The sequence below is a fragment of the Thauera butanivorans genome (genome assembly GCF_048398245.1).
Taxonomy (GTDB): domain Bacteria; phylum Pseudomonadota; class Gammaproteobacteria; order Burkholderiales; family Rhodocyclaceae; genus Thauera; species Thauera butanivorans.
The window spans coordinates 3,955,138-3,979,382 of record NZ_CP183038.1; the positions used below are offsets into that span (position 1 = coordinate 3,955,138).

23 protein-coding genes and 1 other RNA gene are annotated in these 24,245 nt (G+C 66.2%); 14 read left to right on the plus strand and 10 right to left on the minus strand.

Annotation, left to right across the window (positions count from 1 at the left end):
- Nucleotides 1–85 precede the first annotated feature (85 nt).
- The 6 genes from ACNQFN_RS19175 (at nucleotide 86) to ACNQFN_RS19200 (ending at nucleotide 9,145) form a co-directional block, all read left to right on the plus strand.
- Nucleotides 86–2,248 carry a type I secretion system permease/ATPase gene (locus ACNQFN_RS19175; RefSeq protein ID WP_418647283.1) on the plus strand — a complete coding sequence of 721 codons (2,163 nt, stop codon included), beginning with the start codon at nucleotides 86–88 and terminating at the stop codon, nucleotides 2,246–2,248.
- The gene (locus ACNQFN_RS19180; protein ID WP_418647284.1) at nucleotides 2,248–3,663 is read left to right on the plus strand and encodes an HlyD family type I secretion periplasmic adaptor subunit; all 1,416 of its coding nucleotides are present in this window, start codon (nucleotides 2,248–2,250) and stop codon (nucleotides 3,661–3,663) included. Before ACNQFN_RS19175 ends, ACNQFN_RS19180 begins: the two co-directional genes overlap by 1 nt.
- Nucleotides 3,660–4,295 (plus strand): LuxR C-terminal-related transcriptional regulator, encoded by a 636-nt coding sequence (locus ACNQFN_RS19185; RefSeq protein WP_418647285.1) that lies wholly within the window; start codon nucleotides 3,660–3,662, stop codon nucleotides 4,293–4,295. The genes ACNQFN_RS19180 and ACNQFN_RS19185 overlap by 4 nt, the downstream gene beginning before the upstream one ends.
- Nucleotides 4,296–4,423: 128 nt before the next feature.
- The gene (locus ACNQFN_RS19190; protein WP_418647286.1) at nucleotides 4,424–7,471 is read left to right on the plus strand and encodes a retention module-containing protein; all 3,048 of its coding nucleotides are present in this window, start codon (nucleotides 4,424–4,426) and stop codon (nucleotides 7,469–7,471) included.
- 75 nt (nucleotides 7,472–7,546) lie between these two features.
- Complete coding sequence (locus ACNQFN_RS19195; RefSeq protein ID WP_418647287.1) at nucleotides 7,547–8,773, plus strand: glycosyltransferase; 1,227 nt, start codon at nucleotides 7,547–7,549, stop codon at nucleotides 8,771–8,773.
- Nucleotides 8,774–8,800: 27 nt separating this feature from the next.
- Nucleotides 8,801–9,145 carry a hypothetical protein gene (locus ACNQFN_RS19200; protein ID WP_418647288.1) on the plus strand — a complete coding sequence of 115 codons (345 nt, stop codon included), beginning with the start codon at nucleotides 8,801–8,803 and terminating at the stop codon, nucleotides 9,143–9,145.
- Between the two features lie 28 nt (nucleotides 9,146–9,173).
- On the opposite strand, the gene ACNQFN_RS19205 is transcribed toward ACNQFN_RS19200, so the two are convergent.
- The 5 genes from ACNQFN_RS19205 to ACNQFN_RS19225 all read right to left on the minus strand — a co-directional run bounded on the left by ACNQFN_RS19205 (nucleotide 9,174) and on the right by ACNQFN_RS19225 (nucleotide 13,709).
- On the minus strand, nucleotides 9,174–9,986 hold the full coding sequence (locus ACNQFN_RS19205; protein WP_418647289.1) for an NF038132 family protein: 813 nt from the start codon (nucleotides 9,984–9,986) through the stop codon (nucleotides 9,174–9,176).
- Nucleotides 9,987–10,460: 474 nt separating this feature from the next.
- Complete coding sequence (locus ACNQFN_RS19210) at nucleotides 10,461–11,117, minus strand: DUF3299 domain-containing protein (RefSeq protein ID WP_418647290.1); 657 nt, start codon at nucleotides 11,115–11,117, stop codon at nucleotides 10,461–10,463.
- Between the two features lie 2 nt (nucleotides 11,118–11,119).
- Entirely contained in the window at nucleotides 11,120–12,406 is a 1,287-nt protein-coding gene (locus ACNQFN_RS19215) for an ABC transporter permease (protein WP_418647291.1), read from the minus strand.
- On the minus strand, nucleotides 12,403–13,140 hold the full coding sequence (locus ACNQFN_RS19220) for an ABC transporter ATP-binding protein (RefSeq protein ID WP_418647292.1): 738 nt from the start codon (nucleotides 13,138–13,140) through the stop codon (nucleotides 12,403–12,405). The genes ACNQFN_RS19215 and ACNQFN_RS19220 overlap by 4 nt, the downstream gene beginning before the upstream one ends.
- A complete protein-coding gene (locus ACNQFN_RS19225; protein WP_418647293.1) occupies nucleotides 13,137–13,709 on the minus strand; it encodes a DUF2796 domain-containing protein in 573 nt (190 codons plus the stop codon). The genes ACNQFN_RS19220 and ACNQFN_RS19225 overlap by 4 nt, the downstream gene beginning before the upstream one ends.
- Before the next feature lie 175 nt (nucleotides 13,710–13,884).
- Between ACNQFN_RS19225 and ACNQFN_RS19230 the strand changes: the two genes are divergently transcribed.
- The 5 genes from ACNQFN_RS19230 to ACNQFN_RS19250 all read left to right on the plus strand — a co-directional run bounded on the left by ACNQFN_RS19230 (nucleotide 13,885) and on the right by ACNQFN_RS19250 (nucleotide 17,258).
- On the plus strand, nucleotides 13,885–14,343 hold the full coding sequence (locus ACNQFN_RS19230) for a Fur family transcriptional regulator (protein WP_068635888.1): 459 nt from the start codon (nucleotides 13,885–13,887) through the stop codon (nucleotides 14,341–14,343).
- Nucleotides 14,340–14,537, plus strand: a complete 198-nt coding sequence (locus ACNQFN_RS19235; protein ID WP_068635889.1) for a hypothetical protein — start codon at nucleotides 14,340–14,342, stop codon at nucleotides 14,535–14,537. The genes ACNQFN_RS19230 and ACNQFN_RS19235 overlap by 4 nt, the downstream gene beginning before the upstream one ends.
- A 4-nt stretch (nucleotides 14,538–14,541) precedes the next feature.
- Nucleotides 14,542–15,375, plus strand: a complete 834-nt coding sequence (locus ACNQFN_RS19240) for a metal ABC transporter ATP-binding protein (RefSeq protein WP_418647294.1) — start codon at nucleotides 14,542–14,544, stop codon at nucleotides 15,373–15,375.
- A gap of 80 nt (nucleotides 15,376–15,455) precedes the next feature.
- Nucleotides 15,456–16,280: a metal ABC transporter permease gene (locus ACNQFN_RS19245; RefSeq protein WP_418648939.1), complete on the plus strand. Its 825-nt coding sequence runs from the start codon at nucleotides 15,456–15,458 to the stop codon at nucleotides 16,278–16,280.
- 33 nt (nucleotides 16,281–16,313) lie between these two features.
- On the plus strand, nucleotides 16,314–17,258 hold the full coding sequence (locus ACNQFN_RS19250) for a metal ABC transporter solute-binding protein, Zn/Mn family (RefSeq protein ID WP_418647295.1): 945 nt from the start codon (nucleotides 16,314–16,316) through the stop codon (nucleotides 17,256–17,258).
- 280 nt (nucleotides 17,259–17,538) lie between these two features.
- Here ACNQFN_RS19250 and ACNQFN_RS19255 read toward each other — a convergent pair whose 3' ends face one another.
- The 5 genes from ACNQFN_RS19255 to ilvD form a co-directional block, all read right to left on the minus strand.
- Nucleotides 17,539–18,345 (minus strand): sulfite exporter TauE/SafE family protein, encoded by an 807-nt coding sequence (locus ACNQFN_RS19255; protein WP_418647296.1) that lies wholly within the window; start codon nucleotides 18,343–18,345, stop codon nucleotides 17,539–17,541.
- A gap of 135 nt (nucleotides 18,346–18,480) precedes the next feature.
- Nucleotides 18,481–18,663: non-coding RNA, 6S RNA (ssrS, locus tag ACNQFN_RS19260), on the minus strand.
- Nucleotides 18,664–18,688: 25 nt separating this feature from the next.
- The gene (locus ACNQFN_RS19265; protein ID WP_068635893.1) at nucleotides 18,689–18,985 is read right to left on the minus strand and encodes a cell division protein ZapA; all 297 of its coding nucleotides are present in this window, start codon (nucleotides 18,983–18,985) and stop codon (nucleotides 18,689–18,691) included.
- 10 nt (nucleotides 18,986–18,995) lie between these two features.
- The gene (locus ACNQFN_RS19270; protein ID WP_068635894.1) at nucleotides 18,996–19,190 is read right to left on the minus strand and encodes a hypothetical protein; all 195 of its coding nucleotides are present in this window, start codon (nucleotides 19,188–19,190) and stop codon (nucleotides 18,996–18,998) included.
- A gap of 36 nt (nucleotides 19,191–19,226) precedes the next feature.
- Nucleotides 19,227–21,077 carry a dihydroxy-acid dehydratase gene (gene ilvD, locus ACNQFN_RS19275; RefSeq protein ID WP_068635895.1) on the minus strand — a complete coding sequence of 617 codons (1,851 nt, stop codon included), beginning with the start codon at nucleotides 21,075–21,077 and terminating at the stop codon, nucleotides 19,227–19,229.
- 98 nt (nucleotides 21,078–21,175) lie between these two features.
- Here ilvD and ACNQFN_RS19280 point away from each other — a divergent pair, with 98 nt between their 5' ends.
- From ACNQFN_RS19280 to ACNQFN_RS19290, 3 genes are all read left to right on the plus strand, one after another.
- Nucleotides 21,176–21,877 carry a YceH family protein gene (locus tag ACNQFN_RS19280; RefSeq protein ID WP_418647297.1) on the plus strand — a complete coding sequence of 234 codons (702 nt, stop codon included), beginning with the start codon at nucleotides 21,176–21,178 and terminating at the stop codon, nucleotides 21,875–21,877.
- A 48-nt stretch (nucleotides 21,878–21,925) separates the two neighbouring features.
- Nucleotides 21,926–22,714 carry a prolipoprotein diacylglyceryl transferase gene (gene lgt / locus ACNQFN_RS19285; RefSeq protein WP_418647298.1) on the plus strand — a complete coding sequence of 263 codons (789 nt, stop codon included), beginning with the start codon at nucleotides 21,926–21,928 and terminating at the stop codon, nucleotides 22,712–22,714.
- A 144-nt stretch (nucleotides 22,715–22,858) separates the two neighbouring features.
- Complete coding sequence (locus tag ACNQFN_RS19290; protein ID WP_068635898.1) at nucleotides 22,859–24,241, plus strand: malonyl-CoA decarboxylase; 1,383 nt, start codon at nucleotides 22,859–22,861, stop codon at nucleotides 24,239–24,241.
- Nucleotides 24,242–24,245 lie beyond the last annotated feature (4 nt).

The following is a 24,245-nucleotide window of genomic DNA, read 5'->3' on the forward strand; positions in this document are numbered from 1 at the left end:
ACCCGGACGTGCCTGATTCACCATTTCTTTCTGAAAGGTTGCCTGACTCGTGGCTGAAGGATCTGTAGCGGACTTCCCACTCGAGATGACGCCGCCGGAACCCATCGAAGCGGCTGCAAATACGCCATCCGGCACCGCCGACGACCTGCTCGACTGCCTGCTGCTGGTGGCACGCGCCCACGGCCGCACGACGACGCGCGACGCGATCCTCGCCGGCCTCCCCGTCGGCGCCGAAGGCCTGAAGCCCTCGCAGTTCGAGCGTGCAGCCAAGCGGGCCGGCTTCACCAGCCGCATCGTGTGCAAGCCGCTCGCGGGGCTCAACGACGCACTGCTGCCGACCATCCTGCTGCTGCACGGCAACACCGCCTGCGTGCTGACGGGCTGGAGCGAGGATCGCAGCCATGCCCGCGTGATCTTTCCCGAACTCGGCGAAGCGGTGGTCGACCTCCCCTTGCCGGAATTGCAGGCGCGCTGGAGCGGCCGCGCGATCCACATGCGGCCGAAAGCGCATTTCGATGCGCGAACCCCGGCCGTGCGCACCCACCGCGGCGAACACTGGTTCTGGGGTGCGATCATCGAGAACCGCTCGCTGTACCGGGACGTGCTGCTGGCCGCCTTCATGATCAACGTCTTCGCACTCGGCGTGCCGCTGTTCACCATGAACGTGTACGACCGCGTGGTACCCAACAACGCGGTCGAAACCCTGTGGGTGCTTGCCGCGGGCGTCATCGTCGTACTGGTCGGCGACCTCGTGCTGCGCACGCTGCGCGGCTATTTCGTCGACCTGGCCGGCAACCGTGCCGACCTGAGGATCTCGGCGCTGATCATGGAGCGCGTGCTCGGCATGCGCATGGAAGCGCGCCCCGCCTCGGCCGGCTCCTTCGCCGCCAACCTGCGCGCATTCGAATCGGTGCGCGACTTCATCGGCTCGGCAACGGTGGTGGCCTTCATCGACGTGCCCTTCGCCGTGGTCTTCCTGGCGGTGATCGGCTGGATCGCGTGGCCGATGCTGCTGCCCTTCGCCGCCGGCGTCGCCATCGTGCTGCTCTACGCCCTGAGCGTGCAGCGCCGCATGCACGAGCTGTCCGAGCTGACCTACCGCGCCGGCGCCCAGCGCAACGCCACGCTCATCGAAGGCCTGGTCGGACTCGAAACCGTCAAGTCGCTCGGCGCCGAGGCGCCGCTGCAACTCAAGTGGGAAAAGAGCGCCGCGCTTCTCGCCCGGGTTGCGGCGCAGCTGCGGCTGCTGTCGGCCACCGTCAGCAACGGCACCTCGACCGTGCAGCAACTGGTCAGCGTGTCGATGATCGTGCTCGGCGTGTATCTGATCGGCCGCGGCGAGCTGTCGATGGGCGGCCTGATCGCCTGCTATCTGCTGTCATCCCGTGCGATGGCACCGATCGGCCAGGTCGCCGGCCTGCTGGTCCAGTACCACAATGCCTCCACCGCGCTCGAATCGCTCGACCAGATGATGAAGCGTGAAGTCGAACGCCCCGAAGGCAGCAGCTTCATCAGCCGCGGCAGCTTCCGCGGCGAAATCGAATTCCGCGACGTCAGCTTCACCTACCCCGGCCAGGAAACCGAGTCCTTGCGCACGGTGTCGCTGCGCATCCGCCCGGGCGAACGGGTCGGCATCCTCGGTCGCATCGGCTCGGGCAAGACGACGCTGGAAAAGCTGATCCTCGGCCTGTACCGGCCCAGCGCCGGCGCAGTGCTGATCGACGGCATCGACCAGCGCCAGCTCGACCCCGCCGAGCTCCGCCGCCACATCGGCTACATGCAGCAGGACAGCACGCTGTTCTACGGCACCCTGCGCGAGAACATCACCATCGCCGCGCCGCAGGCCGACGATGCGGCAGTCATCCGCGCCGCCGAGACGGCCGGCATCCTCGATTTCGTCAATTCGCATCCGCGCGGCTTCGACATGCTGATCGGCGAGCGCGGCGAATCCCTCTCCGGCGGCCAGCGCCAGGGCGTCGCCATCGCCCGCGCAGTCATCAACGACCCGCCCATGCTGCTGCTCGACGAACCGACCGCGTCGATGGACCACTCGAGCGAGGAAACGATCAAGCGCCGCCTGGCCGAATTCGCCCACGACAAGACGCTGCTGATCGTCACGCACCGCACTTCGCTGCTCGATCTGGTCGACCGCATCATCGTCCTCGACGGCGGCCGCATCGTCGCCGACGGACCCAAGGCGCAGGTGGTCGAAGCCTTGCGCCAGGGCCGTATCGGAAGGGGTGCGTGATGGGCGCCATCGAAGAACGCGCCTTCAAGAGCATCGGCGAGCTCTCCGGCCGCCCTGCGAATGCCGGCAGCCGGATGTTCGGCGGAATGCTGTCGCGGCTGAGCTCGATCGAGCGCGACGACAGCCTCGACTGGTCGAGCGATGCCGACTGGGCCCGCCTGCAGCAGGAACCGCTGCGCGCCCGCGCCCTGCTGCGCGTCGCCGCAGTGGCGGTGGTACTGTTGCTGGTCTGGGCAGCCTTCGCCAAGGTGGATGAAGTCACCCGTGGCGAGGCCAGGGTGATTCCGTCGCGCCAACTGCAGATCGTGCAATCGGTCGACGGCGGCGTGGTCGACAGCATCGAAGTGCGCGAAGGCCAGGTCGTCGAAGCCGGCGAACTGCTGCTGAAGGTCGACCCCACCCGCTTCATGTCCTCGCTGCTCGAAAACCGTGCCGAATACCTGTCGCTCGAAGCCAAGCGCGCGCGGCTCGAGGCGCTGACCCAGGGCACGCCGTTCTCCCCGCCGGCGGAAGTCGAGCAGGAAGCGGCAGACATCGTCGCCCACGAACGCCGGCTCTACGAGTCGTCGCAGGCCGAGATGGAGGCACAGCTTTCGATCGCCCGCGACCAGCGGCGCCAGCGCGAACAGGAACTGAACGAAGTCCGGGCGCGCCATTCGCAAGCCGGCAGCGCCCTCGGCCTCGCCCAGCAGGAACTGAAGGTGACCAAGCCGCTGGCCTCGTCGGGCGCGGTTTCCGAAGTCGAACTGCTGCGCCTGGAACGCGACGTCGCCCGCCTGCGCGGCGAGCGCGACCAGGCCGCGGCACAGATATCGCGGGTGCAGTCGGCAATCACGGAATCGACGCGCAAGATCCAGGAGATCGAGCTGAACGTCCGCAACCAGTTGCGCGGCGAGCTCTCCGAGACCATGTCGCGGCTGAGCAGCCTGTCGCAAGGCAGCCGTATGCTGGCCGACCGCGTCAAGCATGCCGACATCCGCTCGCCGGTGCGCGGCACCGTGCAGCGCCTGCGGGTGAACACCGTCGGCGGCGTGGTCCAGCCGGGCAAGGAAGTGGTGGAGATCGTGCCGCTCGACGATGCGCTGATCCTCGAAGCCAGGATCAAGCCGAGCGACATCGCCTTCCTTCGCCCCGGCCAGCAGGCGCTGGTCAAGTTCTCCGCCTACGACTTCGCCATCTACGGCGGACTCCAGGCCGAGGTCGAGCATATTTCGGCGGACACCGTGGTCGATGAAAAAGGCAACGCCGCCTATGTCGTCCGCGTGCGGACCCACGAATCGACGCTGGGCGAGGGCCTTCCCATCATCCCGGGCATGATGGCCGACGTGGATATCCTCACCGGCAAGAAAACCATCCTTTCCTATCTGCTCAAGCCCGTGCTGCGGGCAAAAGCCAACGCACTGACAGAACGATGAACCAACACATTTTCATTAGCGGCGACCGGATGGTGACCGCCCGCTGGCGAGAAGCCATCCCTCGGGCACTGATCGCCGAGTCCGGCAGCGGACTTGCCATCGGCCCCGGCGACCTCGTTTGGCTGAGCGCCGAGCTGCCGGACTGGCGAAACCGCATCGTCGATCTGACCGGACAGAATGGATGCAGCGTCGTGCTGCTGTCGCTGCAACCCGATCAACAGGAAGCAATCTCCGCTCTGGAACTGGGCGCCCGCGGCTATGCCCACGCGCTCGCAAGCCCGGCGCTACTGCGCGAGATCGCCACGGTTATCGAACACGGCGGCCTGTGGGTCGGCGAAGATCTCATCTCCCGCCTGCTGGGCGCTTTGCAGCCACGCCTGCCCCCCGCTGGCGACAGCGCCCTCGACTTGCTGTCGCAGCGCGAACTCGAAGTGGCACGCGCGGTGGCCTGCGGAATGAGCAACAAGGAAATCGCACGCGCACTCGGCATCACCGAGCGCACGATCAAGGCCCATCTCGGCGCGGCATTCGAAAAACTCGGCGTCCGCGACCGACTGCAGCTCGCCCTGCGCATCGGCGCCGGCGCCAGGGAAGCCGCCAGTCTTTCCGGCACGAGTGCCGAGGTTTCGTGAAATTTTGCCTCGCCTGTCCTTTCGTCCAATCGCCATGGCGGCTGGCGGGCAATAGCATGAAGCCGTTGCAGAATCCCGCCCGACCGCACTGACGGCCGGCATGTTCCCAGATCGAGAAGAGGTTTCCAATGGCCAGCGCCCTTCCCCCTGTCGCAACCGTCATCGCCATCCAGGGCACCGCCTTCGCGCGCGACACCGATGGCAACATGCGCCCGCTCCAACCCGGCAACGCGCTGCATGAAGGCGAAACCGTCATCACCTCCGCCGGCAGCCGTATCGAACTGATAACGAACGATGGCTCCCTCTTCGGCATCGGTGAAAACCAGACCGTCACCATCAGCGCCGAAATGGACGAAACCACCCGCCCGCAGGCACAGGATGCCCAACTGGCCGGCGCCGATATCGAACGCGTGATCCAGATGCTGGAGCAGGGCGGCGATCTGGATGCCGGACTCGAAGCTCCGGCAGCCGGCTTGGCTGGCGGCAGCAGCGGCGACGGCAACAGCTTCGTGCGCCTGCTGCGCATTGCCGAAGGCATCACCCCGGTCGAGTTCGAGTTCGGCTTCCTGCCCCAGGACGAGACCCCGCTCTTCCTGGGCGCCACGATCGACGAGATCCTCGAATCTCCCAGCGCCATCGTGCCGCCGCCGACGGAAAACGTCACCGAAACGATCACCATTACGCTAACCGATACCGTTACGCTAACCGATACCGTCACTCAGCCGATCACCGATACCATCACCGGCATCATCACCGACACGGTCACCGGCATCGTCACGCAGACCGTGACGGGCACAGCCGTCACCGAGACCGTCACCAACGGCACCGAAACCGTCTCCGGCACCACACTGACCGAAACCACCACCAGCGGCACGCAGACGGTCTCCGGTACCGCCGTCACCGAAACCATCACCAACGGTACCGAAACCGTCTCCGGCACCACACTGACCGACACCGTCACCAGCAACACGCAGACCGTCTCCGGCACCGCCGTCACTGAGACCATCACCAACGGTACCGAAACCGTCTCCGGTACCGCACTGACTGAAACCGTCACCAGCGGCACGCAGACCGTCTCCGGCACCGCCGTCACCGAGACCATCACCAACGGTACCGAAACCGTCTCCGGCACCGCACTGACCGAAACCGTCACCAGCGGCACGCAGACCGTCTCCGGCACCGCCGTCACCGAGACTGTCACCAGCGGTACCGAAACCGTCTCCGGCACCACGCTGACCGAAACCGTCACCAGCGGCACGCAGACCATCACCGGTACTGCCATGACCGACACGGTGACCAGCGGCACTGAAACCGTCAGCGGCACCGCCATCACCGAAACCGTCACCAACGGCACCGAAACCGTCTCAGGCACAGCGCTGACCGAAACCGTCACCAGCGGCACGCAGACCGTCACCGGCACCGCCGTCACCGAGACCGTCACCAACGGCACCGAAACCACCTCCGGCACAGCGCAGACCGACACAGTGACCAACGGCACGCAGACCGTCACCGGCACCGCACTGACCGAAACCGTCACCAGCAACACCGCAACCGTCTCCGGCACCGTCATGACCGAAACCATGACTTCGGCCACGGATACCGTCGTCACCACCACTACCACGCCGTTCGCCAGCCAGAATCACGACATCCAGGCAGGCGGGCCATCAGGCGGGTACATCGCTACGGCCGACGGACTGCAAATCGAGTACTGGGCCGATGACGGTCACAAAGTCAACACCAACAATGGCTGGCTGGGTATCGACAATACACATATGAACGACGACGAAGCGGTGAGCATCGTCGTTGTCGTGAATGACGAACCTGCTGCCATTTATTCCCTGGTGATGAAGATCGAGGGAACAGGCTCGAGTAGCACGATGGACATAACGGTCAATGGTGTCACCACGCGCTACACCGTAGGCAAGGGTGAGCACGACATCACGATTACTTCCGAAACCCCTTTCAGTAACTTCCGTATCGAACATGTTGAGGGCCGATTCAGGATCGGCGGAATCCAGGCAGGCGGCGAGCAGGAGATCGCAGTCACCCAGACGATCACCGAAACGGGCACGGCAATGACCGAGACCGTCACCAGCGGCACGGAAACCATCACTGGCACGATGCTGACTGAAACCATCACAACCGACACCGAGACCGTCTCCGGCACCGCGCTGACCGAAACCGTCACCAGCGGCACGCAGACCATCACCGGTACTGCCATGACCGACACGGTGACCAGCGGCACTGAAACCGTCAGCGGCACCGCCATCACCGAAACCGTCACCAACGGCACCGAAACCGTCTCAGGCACCACACTGACCGAAACCGTGACTAACGGCACGCAGACCGTCACCGGCACCGCCATCACCGAGACCGTCACCAACGGCACCGAAACCGTCTCAGGCACCACACTGACCGAAACCGTGACTAACGGCACGCAGACCGTCACCGGCACCACCGTCACCGAGACCGTCACCAACGGCACCGAAACCACCTCCGGCACCACCGTCACCGAGACCATCACCAACGGCACCGAAACCGTCTCAGGCACCACCATCACCGAGACCGTCACCAGCGGCACCGAAACCATCTCCGGCACCGCGCTGACCGAAACCGTCACCAGCGGCACGCAGACCGTCACCGGCACCACACTGACCGAAACCGTCACCAACGACACCGAAACCGTCTCCGGCACCACACTGACCGAAACCGTCACCAGCGGTACGCAGACCGTCTCCGGCACCGCCGTCACCGAGACTATCACCAGCGGTACCGAGACCGTCTCAGGCACAACCCTGACCGACACCGTCACCAACGGCACCGAAACCGTCAGCGGCACCGCGATGACCGAAACCGCCACCGGTGGCACCGAAACCATCACCGAGTACACCGAGACCGTCACGCTCAGCCAATGGACCGAGACCGTGACGCTTTCGACGGCCACGGAAACGATCACCGATACCGCAACCGTGACCGGTACGGCGACCGATACCGTACAAAGCCAGGCTGCCACCGGCCAGCCCCTGTCGGCAAGCGACGTGCTGCCCCAGGACGACAGCCTGACCGGCGGAGGCAGCTCTGCCAGCGGAAGCGGGGACACGGGCTCCGACGTGTTCGCACCCTTCCAGCCGGACCCGGCCAGCCAGTTGCTGCTAAACACGCCGACTGTCGAATGACGCACTGTCGTTCGTGGAAGATGGCGGCAGGCTCCGGCCTGCCGCCGCGCCCTTTTCCAGAGAGATGAGAAATCGATGAGGATACTGTTCATCCACGAAGGCCTGGGCCAGTTCCAGACCCTGCATGAATACCTGAACAGCGAAGGGCTGGCACACTCCTGGTTCCTGTGTACAACCGGTGTCTACAATGCCAACAAGGACAGGATCCCCAATCTGGTGCCATTCGCCATGGCTGGCGAGAACTCGAACAGCTACTTCTACACCAGAAATCTCGAAGCCCGGGTCCAGCGTTCCTTCCTCATCAAACAGGCAATCGGCGAACTGCTGAAGAAGACCGGCATCGACCTCATCGTCGCCCACGGCTCGGGCGGTTTTCCGCTGCAGCTCTTCGACGAGTTCGATATTCCCATCGTCACCTACATCGAATTCCCGTCCTTCGGCCATCACGGCCACGACCCGAAGTACCCGCAGCCGGACTACGCCACTTTCCGCGACAAGGTGTTCGAAATGACGAGCTATCACCAGGCGCTTAAGAGCGACATGGTGATCGTGCCCAGCGTCTACGCCCGCGAGATGTTCCCGCGCTGCCTGCACGATCGCATCGTGCCGCAGATGGAGGGCTTCGACATTGCCCGCAAACCGTCGACCTTCGCCAGGGAGGAGGACGTCTTCCACATCGGATTCAGCGCACGTGATCTATCCTCGGCCAAGGGGTTCGAGCAGTTCATCCTGATCGCCAAGGAAATCCTCAAGGTCCGACCACAAGTGCGCTTCGTCTTCTGTGGGGCACCGAAGGTGCTCTACAGCTACGAGGAGGCCTTTCTGCAGAGCGCTTTCCCGGCCGAATCGCGGCCGGAATCCTTCATGCAGTATGTGCTGCAGCGCGAAGGCATCACGCTGGGCGAGGGCGCGAGCTTCCAGCATGTCAGCTTCGCCGGCTACGATGACTTCGCAAGCTACGTCGAAGCGATGGACATGTTCCTCTACCCGCTGCAGTTCGGCTCGGCCAACTGGGGGCTGTTCGAACTGCTGTTCCGCGGCAAGAAGATCATCGCCAGCGACCGCTGCTTCGTACCCGAAGTTATCCGCCACGGCCACAACGGCCTACTGTGCAAATACGACGACATGGCAAGCTGGGTGCGCTACGCCACCGAAATCATCGACGCGCCGCACAGCTTCGAGCATCTGGGGGAAAATGCGCTAGCCGACGCCCACCAGCGCTTCCACATCAGCAAGGTCGCGCCGCGCTACCTGTCGATCTTCGACACCGTGATCCAGCGCCGCAAGCTCGGCGTCTTCTGAACCAGAAATAGCCACGGAGGCCGCAGCATGCCATTCGTCGAGCGGGATTCCAGCGGAAAAATCATTGCAGCACGACTGGCGGCCTCGGCAACAGCCGGAGAGTGGGTCGAACCCGGCAGCCCCGAACTCGGCGCGCTGACCGCCAGCATCACCGACAAGCCTGCTCCGGAGCAGGTTCGCGTATCCCTCGAACACTCCGACCAGGGCCTCATCCGCGTACTGGAAGACCTGATCGACACCTTGCTCGCCAAGGATGTGATCCGCTTCACCGACCTTCCCCTCCCCGCACAGAACCGCCTGCTGCAACGCCGCAATCTGCGCGCCTCACTGAGCGCCCCCAGCTTGCTCGACGACGACGGTGGGCTGTTGTAGGCAGGCAAAGCACAGAACGACCACGCGATCAAGCTGCCCGACGGCGCCCCCTCCAGGCAAGCCCGGCAAGGCCGAGGCCGAGCAGGGCGAGCGAAGCGGGTTCCGGCACGGGGTTCGGATCGATGGCTTGGCCACCAACGGTGATGCCATCAAAGGCAAGGCCGGACTGATAAAACTCGTCATCCCAGTTCGCAACACCGAACTCCAGAATGTAATCACCGGCATTGGCAATGCTGTACGTCGACTTGACCCAGCCTGTATATCCGCATCCATCGTCAAAGCATGTGCCAGAGCTACTGCCGAGCGGCAACCAAGCGGGGGCGCCGGGAGTCGTGGTCACGAACTGCGGATCGATGTCCGCCTTGATGTCCGGCATACCAAAACCGGGGACACTGTTTCCGTCCAGAGCCGTGCGGGCAGTGAATAGCACGGCAACCTCCGTCAGATCGGCGAACAGCAGACGCGCCCAAGCATAATCGGTGTACGCACCGCCGTCGGAAGTAATGTAGTTGAAGTAGAACTCAAGGCTGTCGCCCGCGTTGGCAGAAAATGCGCTGCTCCGCAGCAGCGACCCGTTGGCGCCACCGATTCCGGGCAGGGAGGCGCCGGAAACGCCACCGTTCGTCGACACCCAGCCATAGGCGCCACCTTCGGGCGAAGCGGTCACCACCCCATCCGCACCCGAAGTGCCGTAGCCTCCCAGGCCCGTCCAGCCGCCCGGCAGCCCTCCGTCGAACGCAGAGGGAGCGGCAGAAGCCGCTGCCGAAAAACACAGCGCCGTGGCCGCGGCCAGGCTCGAAAGCATCGCTTGTTTGGACACAAACCAGTTCTTGCACGACATGGAAAACCTCTCGTTCATCGTTCGTTCAAATCGGTGCTACTTTCAGCTGAGCTTTAGCAATAAACGTGCCATTTTTTTGCACTCCGATCAGAACAATCTGCCAAATATCTTTAAACTCCCTCATTCCGCATCATTTTCCATCAAACAGCCGCCCTAAACTCTTGATTTGCTTATTCCGCTCAGGACATCGTGATTTTTTTCACGGCGGCAGCGAGAATTTTTTCGAGCTGATCTGCCATGAGTTTTTTTGATCATTTCAGACAGGAACTGTAAAATTTTCCGACAATTAAATTGCTTGTGTCATTTTCTGTAAATCTGGCTTTTCTGGGCGCAAAAGCGTTGAAACAGGACATCAATGCGTAGGCCGGGCTGACGAAGGCAGGCATCGCTTCCCGGCTGATCATCAGACCGGAAACGGATGGGCTTTCATGATGAAAGCATCAAAAAATGTTGCCTGGCTGTCAGGCAATGACCTCAGCGCGGCAGCGGTTCCTTGTACTCCTCGACCCTGATGCCACGCATCTGGTAGCCGGCGCTACCCATTTCGGAATCGATCCGGCCCACGTTCAGCACGCCATCCACCCACACCGGCGACATGTTCATGCCGGCCGGCACCGGCTTGTCGGGAATCACGTGGATGAGCTGGTTGGCCGGCGGCGGCGGCACATGGACGCAGGCGCCGAAGTAGGGTACGAGCAGGAATTCGCGGATCGTGGCGCCGTCGCCTTCGAGCGGCACGACGAAGCCGGGAATGCGCACCGACTGGCCCGACAGGCGCTCGACCACCGGCGCGCGGCCCCACTCCTCGCGCATCCGCGTCATGATCTCCATCGCGCGCGGATCGTTGTCCTGCAGATCGTCGATCTGCAGGTCGGCGAAGAACTTCTGCGGATCCCAGTCGGCAGGGATGAGATCGTCCCAGTTGATCTCGCGGAAACGCGCGGCCGCGCCCTTCCCGGCATTCTTTCCCGCCTTTTCCTTCGCCGGCTCGAGCCGGTCGCCGATCTGGTAGTCGCCGCCGGGCTGCGCGAACGCGGCCAGGGCGAAGCCGAAACCACCCGCCAGCACGAGCGCGCCAGCCAGTGCGCCGACGCGGAGGAAACGCAAGGGAAACGGGCGCAACACAGACATCTTCATATCCTGATCGTCAGGCCATCGGCCAGTGAGTAACGGTAGGCGCGCCATGCCGGCACCAGACTCGCCGCCAGGCTGGCGCCGAGCACCGCACCCAGCAGACGCCATTCGCCCGCCGACGGCCAGCCCGGCACGAGATTCAGGCCGTACTGGGCGGCCAGCCACGGCGCCGCCACGGCGACCGCACCATACAGCAGACCGAGCCCGAGCACGATGCCCGCCAGCGACAGCAGCAGGCTTTCGAAGGCGAGCAAGGCGAAAATCTGCAGCGGACTGGCGCCGAGCGCACGCAGGATCGCCAGTTCGCGGCGGCGCTCGCCCAGGCTGGCGACGACCACCGCCACCAGGCCGGCCAGGCCCACGGCCACGACCAGCGCCGACACCGCCAGCAGCGCACGCTCGGCCATGCCCACCAGCGACCACAGCTCCTGCAGCGTGGCGCCGGGCAGGATCGCCGTCAGCGGCTCGCCGGCCATGGTGTTGATCTGGCGCTGGACGCGGAACACCGCGATGCGGCTGTCGAGGCCGACCAGCGCGGCGGTGACCGACTTCGGGCTGAGGTCGAACTTGCGCACCTGCTCGGGCGCGATCGACAGCCCCGGGATCGGCGCGCCGCCGTGCCAGTCGATATGGATCGCCTCGATGCCCTCCAAGCCCACCAGCACGCTGCGGTCGACCGGCGTGCCGGTGCGCGCCAGCGCGCCGACGATGGTGAAAGGCTTGTCGGCATGGTCGGCGAAGCGCGGCCCGCCCTCCCCGCCCAGGCTGCCATGGCTGAGCACGATCCGCTGGCCGGGGCGATAGCCGAAGCGCGCCGCCACTTCGGCGCCGACGACGGCCTCGAAGATGCCGTCCGGCACCGCAGCGAAGGCGCGCCCCTGCGCGAAGGCCAATGCGCGGCCGGCACCGTGGCGATAGTGGGCGAAGAAATCCGCCGTGGTGCCGACCACCCGCATGCCGCGATGCGAATCGCCCAGCGAGATCGGCACCAGCCACTTCACCTGCGGCAGCGCGGCGATGCGCTGCATGCTCTGCCACGACACGTTGTTGCTGGCATTGCCGATGTGGAACACCGAGTACAGCAGCAACTGCACCGCACCGCCGCGCGCGCCGACCACCAGATCGGTACCCGAGATCGTCTGCGCAAAGCCCTCGCGCGCATCGTTGCGCAAGCGCTCCACGCCCAGCAGCAAGGCCACCGACAGCGCGACCGCGATCACCGTCAGCGCCACCGACAGGCGGCGGTTGCCGATGCTGCGCAGGCTGAGCGCCAGCATCGGCGTCATGCTCCGGCCTCCACCGCCGTGGCATGGTTGATCTGCGCCAGATCGAGCACGCGGTCGAAATGCGCCGCGAGCCGCAAGTCGTGGCTGACGAACAGCAGTGCCGCGCCCGAGGCCGCACACTCGCCCAGCAGCAGGTCGACGAAGGCCTGCTGGCGGTCGGCATCGAGCGCCGAAGTCGGCTCGTCGGCGATGATCAGGCCGGGCCGGCCGATCAGCGCCCGCGCCGCCGCGACGCGCTGCTGCTGGCCGACCGACAGTTCGGCCGCGGGACGTTCGATCGCCCCGGCGTCGAGATCGAGGCGGGCGGCGAGGCGCCCGGCCTCGGCCTGGGCCGTGACGCCCGCGGCGCGCAGCCGCGCCCGCCGCGCCGCGGAAAAGCGGCAGGCGAGCAGGATGTTGTCGCGCGCGGACAGGTAGGGCAGCAGGTTGAAAAGCTGAAAGACGAAACCGATGTTGTCGGCGCGAAAACGGTCGCGCGCGCCCGCCGACAGGCGCGAGAGCGGCTGGCCGGCGACGCAGACCCCGCCCGCCTGCGGCTGGATCACGCCGCCGACCAGCGACAGCAGCGTGGTCTTGCCGCTGCCGCTGGGGCCGCGCAGAAATACGCGCTCGCCGGCCGCCAGCGTCAGATCGTCGATCGCCAGGCAGTCGACGCGCGCCTTCGGCCAGCGATAGCGCAGGCCGCCGACCGCGACCGCAGCGCAGCCGGCGCCAGATGCCGCATCCGACGTCACAGCGGCAGTTCGGCCTTGGCGGGAGTCAGCACCGCAGCGCCCTGACCGGATGCCGTCGCCCGCTCGACGCGCACTTCACGCAGTCGCGGGAAGCTGTCGAACAAGCGGACATGCAGGCTGTCGAGCCTGTCGGGCGCGGTGCATTCGAAGCGATAGCTCGCCGCCAGATCGGCGTGGCCCTCATGCTCCGTCGCGCCATGTGCGTCGCTGTGTCCATGGCCGTGGTCATGGTCGGGCTGTTCGCTCTGCAGCCACGGCGAATCGAGCTTCGCCCCCAGCAGCTGGCAGCCAGCCGCGGCCGGCAGGCTGAACAGCGCGGCACCATCGCGCAGCAGCACTTCGGCATCGGCCATGGCCTTGCGCTGCTCGTCGCTGCGCGGTTCGTGCTCGAAGCCCACCAGGTTGTCGAGCGGGCTGAGGAATTCGATCACCAGCGCCTTGTCGGCGCTCGCCACCCGCAGCGTGGCCACGCCATGTTCGTGTGCAGCATGGGTCTGGTGATCATGCCCTTCATGGGCGTGCAAGGCGTGGAAGGGCATCGCGCCGAACAGCGCGCAAAGGGTGGTCATGACAAGGCGTGCAGGTTTCATCATTCCTCCGGGAACGGATCAGGCTCGATCGAGGCGCTTTTAATGCTACAATGTTGCATCAAACACGGACAAGTTCCTTTCCATTTCCGCCCCCAGATTTCATCCATTCGATTTCGCCACTCTTGCCCGCCTCGCTGGCCCACCCGTGACCGCAATGCCAGACCATCCGCCTCCCGCCTTCGTTCCCGCCCGTGAGCTGATCGCCGCTCATGGCGGCCGGGTCACGCGCACACGCGTGGCCGTCATCGAAGCACTGCAGGCCAGCCCGCATCCGCTGTCGCACGACGAGATCGGCGCCACGCTGGCGGCGGCCGGCATCGCGCACGACCGCGTCACGCTTTACCGCGCGCTCGACTGGCTGGTCGAACAAGGCATCGCGCAGCGCATCGCCGGCGGCGAACGGGCCTGGCGCTTCGAGATCCGCAGCGACGGCGAACACCGCCACGCGCACTTCCATTGCGACCGCTGCGGCCAGATCCTGTGCCTGGAAGACGTGCCCGCCGGCCCCGACCCGGCCTTGCCGGCCGGCTTCGAGCTCGCCCGCAGCGAACTGGTGTTCCACGGCGCCTGTGCCGACTGCGGGCGCGAAGGTGCCAAGGCGGCCAAGCGATGAGCGCCCACGACCAAGGCAGTCCAGCCGCTGCCACGCCCGCACGCTCCGCCCAGGCGCGCGCCTCGCAGGATTCACACGCCTACCCCCCGTACCCGCCTCGCAGCCTGCTCGGCGTCGGTGTCGTCGCCCGCCTGGGCGCCGCTGCGCTCGCCACCGGCCTGCTGTGGCTGGCCGTGCTGTGGGCGCTGGACTGAGGACATGCACCCCGCCCCGCCCCCGCTGATCCGCATCGAGAACCTGACGCTCGGCTACGACCGCCATCCGGCGGTGCACCACCTGAGCGGCGACATCCCCGCCGGCGCCCTGGTCGCCGTCATCGGCCCCAATGGCGCAGGCAAATCGACCCTGCTGAAAGGCATCGCCGGCGAGCTGCGCCCGATCGGCGGCCGCATCCTGATGCCCGGCCTGCCGCCGGGCGCGCTGGCCTACCTGCCGCAGCGCGGCGAGATCGACCACAGCTTTCCGGTTTCGGTGTTCGACGTCGTCGCGATGGGCCTGTGGCGCGAGATCGGCGCTTTCGGCGGACTGTCGCGACAGCAGCGCCAGCGGGTGCGCGAGGCGCTGGCCGCGGTCGGCATGTCCGGCTTCGAGGCGCGTCCGATCGGCTCGCTGTCGGGCGGCCAGTTGCAGCGCGCGCGCTTCGCCCGGCTGATGCTGCAGGATGCGCCGCTGATCCTGCTCGACGAGCCTTTCGCCGCCATCGACAGCCGCACCGTGGACGACCTGGTCCAGCTCATCCTCGGCTGGCACCGCGAAGGCCGCACGGTACTGACCGTGGTGCACGACTTCGAACAGGTCCGCCGCCACTTCCCCACCTGCCTGCTGCTGTCGCGCGAACCCGTCGCCTTCGGCCCCACCGCCCAGGTGCTGACGCCGGAGATGCTGGCGCGCGCGCGCCGCCTGTCCGAGGCCTTCGACGAGGATGCGCCGGAGTGCCAGATCGAACAGCCGGCCCAGGCCCTGCCTCCGGATGCCGGCCCACATGCCCACGGGCATGCCCATCACCACGAACACGGCTCGCACCGGCACTGATCCGCAGCCGCTGCGCTGCCAACGCTCCTCCTCTCATCGTGACCGAATTCCTGCTCGCCCCCTTCACCGACTTCGCCTTCATGCGCCGCGCGCTTGCCGGCTGCCTGGCGCTGGCGCTCGGCGCCACGCCGGTCGGCGTGTTCCTGCTGCTGCGCCGCATGAGCCTGATGGGCGACGCGATGAGCCACGCCATCCTGCCCGGCGCGGCGCTCGGCTACCTGGCCTTCGGCCTGTCGCTCGGCGCGATGACGATCGGCGGCATCGTCGCCGGCATCGTCGTGGTGCTGGCCGCCGGCCTGGTGACGCGCGCCTCGGTGCTGAAGGAGGATGCCAGCCTCGCCGCCTTCTACCTGCTGTCGCTGGCGGCCGGGGTCATGATCGTGTCGCTGCGCGGCCGCAACCTCGACCTGCTGCACGTGCTGTTCGGCTCGGTGCTGGCGCTCGACGACGGCTCGCTGCTGCTGATCGCCTCGATCGCCAGCGTCACGCTGTTCTGCCTCGCCGTGCTGTTCCGGCCGCTGGTGATGGAGTGCTTCGATCCCGCCTTCCTGCGCGGCGTCAGCCGCTGGTCGCCGGTGGCGCACTACGGCTTCCTGATGCTGGTGGTGCTGAACCTGGTCAGCGGCTTCCATGCCCTCGGCACGCTGATGGCGGTCGGCATCATGATCCTGCCTTCGGCCGCTGCACGCTTGTGGGCGCGCGGACTGCCGGCGCTGCTGCTGCTGGCGGTGCTGTTCGCCTTCGGCAGCGGCGTGGCCGGCCTGCTGCTGTCCTTCCATGCCGACGTGCCGGCCGGACCGGCGATCGTGCTGGTGTGCGGCCTGGTCTATTTCGTTTCGCTGCTCGCCGCGCCCGGCGGCCTGCTGGTCGCCCGCCTGCCGGTGCGCCACCACCTCGAATCCTGATTTTCTCCAACGCCCCGTACGAAAGGCACCGCCATGAACGCTTTCCGCCCCTCATTGCGCCGGCTCGCCGGCATGCTCGCGCTCTGCATGCTGCCCATGTCCAGCGCCTTGGCACAGGCCGAGCCGCTCGAAGTCACTGCCAGCTTCAGCATCCTGGGCGACATGGTGCGCGAGGTCGGCGGCGACAGGGTCCGTGTGCGCACGCTGGTCGGCGCCAACGAGGACGCTCACGCCTTCCAGCCGCGGCCGTCGGACGCACGCCAGATCGGCAGTTCGGCGCTGGTGGTGGTCAACGGCCTGGGCTTCGACGACTGGATGGCACGGCTGGCGCGTTCAGGGGGCTACAAGGGCACCATCGTCGTTGCCAGCGAAGGCGTGAGCACGATCGAGATGGCGGACGACGGTCACGACCATGATCATGATCACCACGGCCACGACCATGGCCACGGCGCCGACCCGCACGCCTGGCAGGATCTCGGCAACGCCCAGCGCTACGTGGCGAACATCGCCGCGGCGCTGGCTGCTGCCGACCCGGCCCATGCCGACAGCTACCGCGCCAATGCGGAACGCTACCAGGGCGAACTGAAAGTGCTGGACGCCGAGATCCGCGCTGCCTTCGCCACACTGCCGGCCGAACGCCGCAAGGTCGTCACTTCGCACGATGCCTTCGCCTATTTCGGCAAGGCCTACGGCATCCGCTTCCTGGCGCCGGTGGGCGTGTCGAACAATGCCGAACCCACGGCCAGGGGCGTCGCCCGCCTGATTACTCAATTGAAGGCCGAGAAGATTCCCGCGGTATTCATCGAGAATATCGCCGATGCGCGCCTGATCGAGCGCATCCGCGCCGAAAGCGGCACGCGCATCGGCGGCACGCTGTACTCGGACGCACTGTCGGCCGCCGACGGCCCGGCGCCGGACTACCTGTCGATGATGCGCAGCAACTTCAAGGTGCTGCACGAGGCACTGTCGGCGCCGTAAATCGAAGATGCTTGCAGGCCCGCCGTAGGAGCAGCCGCGAAAGCAGGCCGCAGACCTGCTCCGTTGGGGCGTCATCACACCCCATCACGGCTGACGCAGCACGAGTAGCACGAGTAGGATGGGTAGAGCGTAGCGAAACCCATCACCCCTGCTTCCCGCAAACGATGGGTTTCGCCTGCGGCTCTACCCATCCTACCCTCGCTACACCAGACCCTGGCCGCGGCCGACGCAGCTTCCACGAAAAGCGGATTGCCCGTTTGATCAAGCTGCAGACGCAGCCTCAACCGAAGATGCTGTGCAGCATCTTGGCGCACAGCGCCATCAGCACGCCGGCGAAGATTTTCTTCAGCGTCGCCACCGGCAGCCGGTGCGCCAGGCGGGCGCCGACCGGCGCCACCCACATGCTGACCAGCGACACCATGACGAATGCCGGCAGATAGACGTAGCCGAAGCTCAGCGGCGGCGTGCCGGGCACGTTCCAGCCGTTGACGAGATAACCGATCGTGCCGGCCAGCGCGATCGGCAGGCCGATCGCAGCCGAAGTGCCGATCGCGTTCTGCACCTTGACGTTGCACCAGGTCATGAAGGGCACCGACAGCGAACCGCCACCGATCGCGACCAATGCCGACACACCGCCGATCCCCAGCCCGACGCCCGTCATGCCGAGCGGACCGGGCAGGTCGCGGCTGGGCTTGGGCTTGATGTTGAGCAGCATCTGGATCGACACGTAGGCCATGAACACGGCGAAGAAGATCGCCAGCGCCGCCGTATTCACCCGCGAAGCGATGAAGGTGGCGCAGAAGGTGCCGACCAGGATGCCGGGCGTGATCGTGCGCACCACGTCCCAGCGCACCGCGCCGTGCGCCTGGTGGGCGCGCAGGCTGGACACCGAAGTCAGCACGATGCTGGCCATCGAGGTGCCCAGCGCCATATGCACCACCTGCTCGTGCGGAAAACCCTGGGCGAGGAACAGCGTGGTCAGCATCGGCACCATGATGCCGCCGCCGCCGACGCCGAGCAGGCCGGCGAAGAAGCCGACAACGGCGCCGAGCACGGGATAAGTGAGCCACCAGATATCGAAAGTCATGCTGAACGATCCATCATGTGTTGTGCGTCGCCACCGCCGGTGGCCGCCCCGCATGGACGAAAATGGACAAAGAGCGCAAAGACAAAGAGCGCAAAAGCGAAAAAGGCGCAACCTCGATGGCTGCGCCTTTTTGTCTGGCCCCCCGCCTGTGCCGTCTCCGCCGGGCATCCTGAACCATGGGTTCAGGGAGGTCGCATCCCTTCCGCTTCAGGATCACCCGCAAGGGGCGTTCACACCAGCGGCCTTGATGGTCAGCAACCGAGTCTCTCGACTATTGGTTCAAGGAATCTACGACTTCGACGAACACTGCAGGGGATTGATCGGTATTGCGCCAAGCATGTCCTCAGAACAGTTTTTCCTGCTGGGCCAGCACCCCGTCGAGGCGTGCTTTCATGAGTCCGATTCTACGCTTCGCACCCGGCATGTCAAACCCGTTTCCACGCTGGTGCTGCAGGAATTCATGGGCGATGTTGAGCGCGGTCATGACTGCCAGCTTCTCGCCCGACGCATTGGTCCTGCCGCCCAGCTCGCGCAGCTTGTCGTCCAGGTAGGCGACGGTGGCGAGCAGGTCGTCCCGCGTCTCGGGCGTGCAGGAAACCCGGTACTCCTTTCCGAGCAGCATCACGTCCAGATGGTCCATCGACACGTTTTCAGGCCTCCGGAAGTTTGTCGAGCAGCGCTTCGAGACGATCGACCGCCAGCCTGAGCTTGGCTTCGAGCTGGCGGTTCTCGGCGTCGAGCTGGGCGACGCGGCCATGCAGACCGACGTTGTCGGCCTTGAGCCGGTTGTGCAGACCGATCAGTTCCTCGATCTGCGCTTCGAGTTGAGCAAGTTCGCTATCCATGGTGCCGATCGTAGACAGTGGCCTCAAAGCGGTCAATCAGCGCTGGACCTGGCTGACGTCGCGCACAGCGCCGGTGTCGGCCGAAGTCGTCAGCGCGGCGTAGGCCTGCAGTGCCGCCGACACCACGCGCTGACGGTTTGCCGGCTTCCAGGCCGCGGCGCCCTTCGCCTCCATCGCCGCGCGGCGGGCCGCCAGTTCGGCATCGCTGATCGCCAGGTGGATGCGGCGGTTCGGGATGTCGATCTCGATCGTGTCGCCGTCCTCGACCAGCGCGATCGCGCCGCCGCAGGCGGCTTCGGGCGAGGCATGGCCGATCGACAGCCCGGAGGTGCCGCCGGAGAAGCGGCCGTCGGTGAGCAGCGCGCACTCCTTGCCGAGGCCGCGGCTCTTCAGGTAGGAGGTCGGGTACAGCATCTCCTGCATGCCGGGGCCGCCCTTGGGGCCTTCGTAGCGGATGATGACGACGTCGCCGGCCTGCACCTGCTCGCCGAGGATGCCTTCGACCGCGTCGTCCTGACTCTCATACACCCGCGCCTTGCCGGTGAACTTCCAGATCGACTCGTCCACGCCCGCGGTCTTGACGATGCAGCCCTTCTCGGCGATGTTGCCGTACAGCACCGCGAGGCCGCCGTCGGCGGTGAAGGCGTGCTCCTTGCTGCGGATCACACCGTGTTCGCGGTCGCTGTCGAGCTCGTTCCAGCGCCGGTTCTGGCTGAAGGCGACCTGGGTCGGCACGCCGCCCGGCGCGGCGCGGAAGAAGGTATGCACGGCTTCGTCGGTGGTGCGCGTGATGTCCCACTTGTCCAGCGCTTCGGCCATCGTCGCGCTGTGCACCGTCGGCACCTTCGTGTGCAGCAGGCCGGCGCGGTCGAGCTGGCCGAGGATGGACATGATGCCGCCGGCGCGGTGCACGTCCTCGATATGCACGTCGGCCACGGCCGGCGCGACCTTGGACAGGCAGGGCACGCGGCGGCTGACGCGGTCGATGTCCTTCATCGTGAAGTCGACCCCGGCCTCGCGCGCGGCCGCCAGCAGGTGCAGCACGGTATTGGTCGAGCCGCCCATCGCCACGTCCAGGCTCATCGCGTTCTCGAAAGCCTCGAAGCTGGCGATCGAGCGCGGCAGCACCGAAGCGTCGTCCCGCTCATAGTAGCGGCGCGCGAGCTCGACGATGCGTCGGCCGGCCTCCTTGAACAGGCGTTCGCGGTCGGCGTGGGTGGCCAGCGTGGTGCCGTTGCCCGGCAGCGACAGGCCGAGCGCCTCGGTCAGGCAGTTCATCGAGTTGGCGGTGAACATACCCGAGCACGAGCCGCAGGTCGGACAGGCCGAACGCTCGATCGCATCCACTTCCTCGTCCGAACAGCTCTTGTCCGCGGCCTTGACCATCGCATCGACCAGGTCGAGCGAGATGACCTTGGCTTCCCACTTGACCTTGCCTGCCTCCATCGGCCCGCCGGAGACGAAGATCGCCGGGATGTTCAGCCGCAGCGCGGCCATCAGCATGCCCGGGGTGATCTTGTCGCAGTTCGAGATGCACACCAGCGCGTCGGCGGTGTGGGCGTTGCACATGTATTCGACGCTGTCGGCGATCAGCTCGCGCGACGGCAGCGAATACAGCATGCCGCCGTGGCCCATGGCGATGCCGTCATCGACCGCGATGGTGTTGAATTCCTTGGCGACGCCGCCGGCGGCCTCGATCTCGCGCGCGACCAGTTGGCCCAGGTCCTTCAGGTGCACGTGGCCGGGCACGAACTGGGTGAAGCTGTTGGCGATGGCGATGATCGGCTTGTCGAAATCGCCATCCTTCATGCCGGTCGCGCGCCACAGGGCGCGGGCTCCCGCCATGTTGCGGCCGGCGGTGGATGTGCGGGAACGGTATTGGGGCATGGGGGCGCTCCGGAAATTCTGCAGTAGAGCATGTGATTCTAACGCGCGCAGCGAAGCATGCGTATCATCCCCGCTCTCGCCTTTTGCCAGGAGTCGTCATGACGGAGCCCTCCAACGCCGCCAACGCCCCCCGAACCGATGCCGACGCCGATGCCGGCTTCGACCTCGACGCCGCTGAAATCCGCGTCCTCGGCGTGCTGATCGAGAAGGCCTTCGTCACGCCCAACGCCTATCCGATGTCGATCAACGCCATCGTCACCGGCTGCAACCAATTGACCGCTCGCGAGCCGGTGATGAGCCTGTCCGAAGCGGAAGCCCAGGCCGCCATCGACAGCCTGATCGGCCGCCGCCTGGTCGCCCGCCGCGACCAGCCCAGCGCCCGCGTCGCCAAATACGAACACCTGGTCCGCCTGCGCCATTCGCTGCCGCCGGCCGAACAGGCGGTACTGGCGACGCTGATGCTGCGCGGCGCCCAGACCGCGGGCGAACTGCGCCAGCGCTGCGAACGCCTGCATCGCTTCGACGACATCGCGGCAGTGGACGCGGTGCTGGAACACCTGGCGGAAAAATATCCGCCGCTGGTGACTTCGCTGCCGCGCGCGCCCGGCACCAAGGAAGTCCGCCATGCCCATCTGCTCGGCGGCCAGGCGGCCGTTGCCGAAATGGCCGAAAGCCAGCACGGCGGCAGTACAGGCGGACGCGGGCGCATCGCGGAACTCGAAGACGAGATCCGCCGTCTGCGAGAGGACTTCGACCAGTTGCGGCGCGAGTTCGACATCTTCCGCCAGCAGTTCGACTGATTCCGGCAACCGGCACCGTCCCCGCCAGCCCCAACCTCGATCACGCCCATGCTGACCCACCCGCAGTTCGATCCGATCGCCTTTTCCCTCGGCCCGCTCTCGGTGCGCTGGTACGGGCTGATGTACCTGATCGCGTTCACGCTCTTCATCGTGCTCGGCCGCCTGCATGCGCGCCGCCGCCCGGAACTGGGCTGGAACGCGCAGATGCTGGACGACCTGCTGATGTACGGCGTGCTCGGCGTCATCCTCGGCGGCCGCCTCGGCGAAGTGCTGTTCTTCCAGCCCGGTTACTACCTGCAGCACCCGGCCGAAATCCTCGCGATCTGGAAAGGCGGCATGAGCTTCCACGGCGGCTTCCTCGGCGTGCTGGCGGCAATGTGGCTCTATGCCCGCCGCCACGGCAAGTCCTTCTGGCAGGTGACCGACTTCATCGCCCCGCTGGTGCCGGCCGGCCTCGCCGCCGGGCGCATCGGCAACTTCATCAATGGCGAACTGTGGGGCCGCCCGGTGGACGGCGAACTGCCGTGGGCAATGGTCTTTCCCTGGGTCGATGCGCTGCCGCGCCATCCTTCCCAGCTCTACCAGGCGCTCGGCGAAGGCATGCTGCTGTTCGCCGTCCTGTGGTGGTATTCGGCCAGCCCGCGCCCGCTACGCGCGGTATCGGCCGTCTTCCTGATCGGCTACGGCAGCCTGCGTTTCGCTGCGGAATTCTTCCGCACGCCGGACCCGGGCATCTTCGGCACGCTGCCGCTCGGGCTATCGACCGCACAATGGCTCTGCCTGCCCATGATCGTATTCGGCATCGTGCTGGCAGCACGGAGTCGCCGCCCCACCTGAACCTCGGTCACATCGTCCACGAGACCGATAACAGGAACTCCCCAACACCGTGACATAATTCCTTACCAACAGGACCGACTGCCCTGCTCGCATGACGTCAGACGGCTATGATTGTCGGTTCGTGCATAACGATTCGGGGACAGCATGGCGGGGAACGGACTCGTGTCACGCAGCTTGTCGCGCATGCGGCAACTGATGAGCGGCCGCAGCACACGGCAGGTGGAACCCACCGAGCGCGATCTCGAAAGGATTCGCAGCCAGCTCCATGAATGTGCGGAAGGCCGCGGCGGTGAAATCTCGACGCGCCAGCGCGCCGCGCGCCTGGCCGAAGCCTATCTTCGCCTGGACGACGGCGGACGCCGGGCGATCCTGCGCATGATCGCGCTGGAGTTCGGGCCGGACCCGGCGCGCATCGAAGCCGCCCACCGCGCCTACCAGGCCGCGGTCGGCACGCCCGCGCAATGGGATGCCGAGGCCCAGCTGCGCGCCGCGATGCGCTCGAGCCGGCTGCGCATCCTGACCCAGTTCAACGCCATTCCGCAGGGCGTCAAGTTCCTCGTCGACCTGCGCGCCGACCTGCTTCGCTTCGTCGCCGACGATCCGCTGCTCAAGCCGCTCGACCGCGAACTCGAAGCCCGGCTGTCGGCCTGGTTCGACGTCGGCTTCCTCGAACTGCAGCGCATCACCTGGACCTCGCCCGCCGCACTGCTCGAAAAGCTGGTGCAGTACGAAGCGGTGCACGAGATCCGCTCGTGGCAAGACCTCAAGAACCGCCTGGACTCCGACCGCCGCTGCTATGCCTTCTTCCATCCGCGGATGCCGCTCGAGCCGCTGATCTTCGTCCAGGTCGCGCTGCTGGAAGAACTCGCCGACGACGTCCAGCGCCTGCTCGACATCGAGGCACCATTGGCCGACGCCAGCAAGGCCACCACCGCGATCTTCTATTCGATCAGCGCCACCCAGACCGGCCTGCGCGGCGTGTCCTTCGGCAACTTCCTGCTCAAGCGCGTGGTCGAGGATCTGCAGCGTGACTTTCCGCGCCTGGATACCTTCGCCACGCTGTCGCCCATCCCCGGCCTGTTGCGCTGGATCCAGCGCAATCCACAGGAACTGGCGGAAGCCTTCACTGCGGCAGACTGGAAACGCCTCGCCGCCGTCGGCGTCGAAAGCCCGGATTCGCCGCTGTTCGCCGAACTGCTCGAAGGCCGCAGCGACTGGTCGTCCGAACCCCGGCTCGCCCAGGCGCTGCGCGAGCCGCTGCTGCGCATCGCCGCCCGCTACCTGCTGAACGCCAAGCGCGACGGCAAGCCGGTCGATGCCGTGGCACGCTTCCACCTCGGCAACGGTGCCCGCGTCGAACGCCTGAACTGGCTGGCCGACACCTCGCCGAAGGGGCTCGCGCAATCCTGGGGCCTGATGGTCAACTATCTGTACGATCCCGACCGCATCGAAACCAACCTCGAAGCCTTCGCCAGCGAAGGCCGTGTCGACGCTTCGGCCACGGTCAAGCGCCAGGCGAAGCGCTGAACCA

Excerpts from the sequence above, each read along its gene's own strand:
- ACNQFN_RS19200 (WP_418647288.1), top strand. The coding sequence starts at position 8,801 with ATGCCATTCGTCGAGCGGGATTCCAGCGGAAAAATCATTGCAGCACGA.
- ACNQFN_RS19290 (WP_068635898.1), top strand. The coding sequence starts at position 22,859 with ATGGCGGGGAACGGACTCGTGTCACGCAGCTTGTCGCGCATGCGGCAA.
- ACNQFN_RS19265 (WP_068635893.1), bottom strand. The coding sequence starts at position 18,985 with ATGGACCATCTGGACGTGATGCTGCTCGGAAAGGAGTACCGGGTTTCC.
- ACNQFN_RS19255 (WP_418647296.1), bottom strand. The coding sequence starts at position 18,345 with ATGACTTTCGATATCTGGTGGCTCACTTATCCCGTGCTCGGCGCCGTT.
- ACNQFN_RS19190 (WP_418647286.1), top strand. The coding sequence starts at position 4,424 with ATGGCCAGCGCCCTTCCCCCTGTCGCAACCGTCATCGCCATCCAGGGC.
- ACNQFN_RS19230 (WP_068635888.1), top strand. The coding sequence starts at position 13,885 with ATGCCAGACCATCCGCCTCCCGCCTTCGTTCCCGCCCGTGAGCTGATC.
- ACNQFN_RS19215 (WP_418647291.1), bottom strand. The coding sequence starts at position 12,406 with ATGACGCCGATGCTGGCGCTCAGCCTGCGCAGCATCGGCAACCGCCGC.
- ACNQFN_RS19205 (WP_418647289.1), bottom strand. The coding sequence starts at position 9,986 with ATGTCGTGCAAGAACTGGTTTGTGTCCAAACAAGCGATGCTTTCGAGC.
- ACNQFN_RS19240 (WP_418647294.1), top strand. The coding sequence starts at position 14,542 with ATGCACCCCGCCCCGCCCCCGCTGATCCGCATCGAGAACCTGACGCTC.
- ACNQFN_RS19250 (WP_418647295.1), top strand. The coding sequence starts at position 16,314 with ATGAACGCTTTCCGCCCCTCATTGCGCCGGCTCGCCGGCATGCTCGCG.
- ACNQFN_RS19180 (WP_418647284.1), top strand. The coding sequence starts at position 2,248 with ATGGGCGCCATCGAAGAACGCGCCTTCAAGAGCATCGGCGAGCTCTCC.
- ACNQFN_RS19175 (WP_418647283.1), top strand. The coding sequence starts at position 86 with ATGACGCCGCCGGAACCCATCGAAGCGGCTGCAAATACGCCATCCGGC.
- ACNQFN_RS19210 (WP_418647290.1), bottom strand. The coding sequence starts at position 11,117 with ATGTCTGTGTTGCGCCCGTTTCCCTTGCGTTTCCTCCGCGTCGGCGCA.
- lgt (WP_418647298.1), top strand. The coding sequence starts at position 21,926 with ATGCTGACCCACCCGCAGTTCGATCCGATCGCCTTTTCCCTCGGCCCG.
- ACNQFN_RS19185 (WP_418647285.1), top strand. The coding sequence starts at position 3,660 with ATGAACCAACACATTTTCATTAGCGGCGACCGGATGGTGACCGCCCGC.
- ACNQFN_RS19280 (WP_418647297.1), top strand. The coding sequence starts at position 21,176 with ATGACGGAGCCCTCCAACGCCGCCAACGCCCCCCGAACCGATGCCGAC.
- ACNQFN_RS19195 (WP_418647287.1), top strand. The coding sequence starts at position 7,547 with ATGAGGATACTGTTCATCCACGAAGGCCTGGGCCAGTTCCAGACCCTG.
- ACNQFN_RS19225 (WP_418647293.1), bottom strand. The coding sequence starts at position 13,709 with ATGACCACCCTTTGCGCGCTGTTCGGCGCGATGCCCTTCCACGCCTTG.
- ACNQFN_RS19235 (WP_068635889.1), top strand. The coding sequence starts at position 14,340 with ATGAGCGCCCACGACCAAGGCAGTCCAGCCGCTGCCACGCCCGCACGC.
- ACNQFN_RS19245 (WP_418648939.1), top strand. The coding sequence starts at position 15,456 with ATGCGCCGCGCGCTTGCCGGCTGCCTGGCGCTGGCGCTCGGCGCCACG.
- ilvD (WP_068635895.1), bottom strand. The coding sequence starts at position 21,077 with ATGCCCCAATACCGTTCCCGCACATCCACCGCCGGCCGCAACATGGCG.
- ACNQFN_RS19270 (WP_068635894.1), bottom strand. The coding sequence starts at position 19,190 with ATGGATAGCGAACTTGCTCAACTCGAAGCGCAGATCGAGGAACTGATC.